The sequence below is a fragment of the Actinomadura bangladeshensis genome (assembly GCF_004348335.1).
Classification (GTDB): Bacteria; Actinomycetota; Actinomycetes; order Streptosporangiales; family Streptosporangiaceae; genus Spirillospora; species Spirillospora bangladeshensis.
Window position 1 is genome coordinate 1 of record NZ_SMJW01000474.1, and the last position, 2639, is coordinate 2639.

Sequence of the window (2639 nt, forward strand, 5' to 3'; positions counted from 1 at the left end):
GAAGAACCCAGCCCCCCAGCATCCGCCCGACCCGCGGCTCCAGCCCGCAGAAGGCCGGCCTCCCAGGCCGCAGCGCCGTCACCGGGCCAAGAAGGGCTTGCTGGTCGGGCGCGCGAGCCGCAAGATGCGGACGGCGCCGACGACCCGGCAGGGGCTTCAGGTCCCGCCCGGAGAATGGCGGGCGCACCGGGCCGCGATGCCGCGGGTGCGACCGCCGCCGGGATGGCTGACTTCGCGGCGCAGGAGTGGGGCGACGCCGAGGCCCGCGGGGCGGAGGTCGGCGCGGGAAGCGCCGACTCCGTGGGCGCGCCGGCCGGGGCGGAGGGCGAAGGGGTCGGCGAGAGAGGCGACTTCTGGAAGGCCCGGCCCGATGTGTCGTACGGCACGGCAATGGTCGCCGCCGGCTACGGCAGGCCGCTTCCCTCGGTCGTCCACGGGGTTCGCCTGGCACCCGGCATCACCTTGGTCCTGGACGGTTCCGCCCTGAGCGACGACGACGTCGCCGCCATCGACACCGCCGCGCGGCCGCTGCTCGACGAGCTGCACCGACGCGGCCTTCTCACCCCCATCGACAGCCCCGCCGAAAGCCCCGCACGTCCGCCTGCAGATCACTCCCGGAGGTCCCCGTGACCGTGCGCATCCTGCCGCTACCCGAGACCGAATCCCCGGCATCCGACGGCGGGCTCGGCGCGCTCAGCACCGGCAAGGGCAACCTGCCGCTCGAATCCGTCGACGTGCACGCTTCGATCACCGGCCTCACCGCCGGCATCAAGGTCGTCCAGGGCTTCCACAACCCGTTCGACACTCCGCTCGAGGCGACCTACATCTTCCCGCTGCCCGACCGCGCCGCCGTGACCGCGATGCGCATGGAGGCCGCGGACCGGGTCATCGAAGGGACGTTGAAGGAGCGCGCCCAGGCCCGGGAGGACTACGACACCGCCGTCGCCTCAGGCCGGCGCGCCGCGATCACCGAGGAAGACCGGCCGGACGTGTTCAGCATGCGGGTCGGCAACATCCTGCCGAGCGAACGGGTGACCATCACGCTGACCCTCGCCCAGCCCCTGCCGCACGAGTCGGCCTCCGGTGCGACGTTCCGCTTCCCGCTCGTGGTGGCCCCCCGCTACATCCCCGGCGCCCCCTTGGACGGCGAGCGCGCAGGGCCGGGGACCGCGGACGACACCGACGCCGTGCCGGACGCGTCCCGCATCAGCCCGCCCGTCCTCCTGCCCGGCTTCCCCAACCCGGTGCGCCTGGCGGTGACCGCCGACATCGATCCGGCCGGCCTGCCCCTGACCGAGATCCGGTCCGCACTGCACGTGGTGAGCCACGAGGGCGAGGGTGGGCGCACGACCGTGCGGCTGCAGCCGGGCGAGCGGCTCGACCGCGACTTCATCCTGCGCCTCGGCTTCGCCTCGCACGAGGCCGCGGCCCTCACCCTGGTCCCGGACGAGACCGCGACGAGGTACCCGCCCGAGGGGCCCGATGGCATGAGCCTCGCCATCGTTCCCGAGTGGCGCCAGGAGGGGACGTTCAGCCTCACCGTGCTGCCCTCCGGCGACGCCCGGCCGAGCCCGCGCGACGTGGTGCTCGTACTCGACCGCTCCGGCAGCATGCACGGCTGGAAGATGGTCGCCGCCCGCCGCGCCGCCGCCCGCATCGTCGACACGTTCCGCGGCGAGGACCGGTTCGCCGTCCTGTCCTTCGACAACGTCGTCGAACGCCCCCGCGACCTCGGCACCGGCCTGGTCGCCGGCACCGACCGCAACCGGTTCCGCGCCGTCGAGCATCTGGCGGCGCTGGAAGCGCGAGGCGGCACGGGGATGCTCGCCCCGCTCGAGGAAGGCTGCCGCCTGCTCACCGATCCCGCGCGGGACCGGGTCCTGGTCCTCATCACCGACGGGCAGGTCGGCAACGAGGACCAACTGCTCGCCCACCTCGGACCCCGGCTCCGGGGCATCCGCGTCCACACCGTGGGCATCGACCAGGCCGTCAACGCCGGCTTCCTGAACCGGCTCGCCTCCCTCGGCGGGGGGCGCTGCGAACTCGTCGAATCCGAGGACCGCCTCGACGAGGCCATGGAGCACATCCACCACCGGATCGCCGCCCCGCTCGTGACCGGCCTCACCCTGGACGCCGACGGCCTGGACATCGTCCCGGACTCCGTGGCCCCGTCCCGCCTGGGCGCCCTGTTCCCCGGCGTGCCCCTGGTGATCACCGGCCGGTTCCGCGGCCCCCGTTCCAACTCGCCGATTCGCGGGGGCACCGCATCCGGTGCGGTCTCCGTCCGGGGCACCGCTTCCGACGGCACGCCATGGGAGCAGCACGCCACCGGCATCGTCTCCACCGACCGCGCCACCACGTCCATCTGGGCCCGCGCTCACCTGCGCGACCTCGAAGACCGCCACACGGTCGGCGGCTCGGGCGACCTGGAACACCGCATCGTCGAAACGTCACTTCGGTTCGGCGTCCTGTGCCGCTTCACCGCATTCGTGGCCGTGGACAGCAGGGTGGTGACCGAAGGCGGAACCCCGCATCAGGTCGTCCAACCGGTGGAAACCCCGCGAGGGTGGGCACCACCCACACCGCCCGTGGAAACCGCACACGCCACGCTCGCCGCGGCGCCGGCGCCGTTCGCACCC

At 73.7% G+C, this 2639-nt stretch carries 2 protein-coding genes; both read left to right on the forward strand.

What is annotated here, in order from left to right; translation table 11 throughout:
- Nucleotides 1–222: 222 nt before the first annotated feature.
- A complete protein-coding gene (locus E1284_RS42245; RefSeq protein WP_165965623.1) occupies nt 223–630 on the forward strand; it encodes a hypothetical protein in 408 nt (135 codons plus the stop codon).
- On the forward strand, nt 627–2639 hold a 2013-nt coding region (locus E1284_RS40045; RefSeq protein WP_131945335.1), incomplete at its 3' end, for a VIT domain-containing protein. The genes E1284_RS42245 and E1284_RS40045, both read left to right, overlap by 4 nt.

What these genes read in the sequence shown, in the direction of transcription:
- E1284_RS42245 (WP_165965623.1), top strand. Translation starts at nt 223, where the DNA reads ATGGCTGACTTCGCGGCGCAGGAGTGGGGCGACGCCGAGGCCCGCGGG.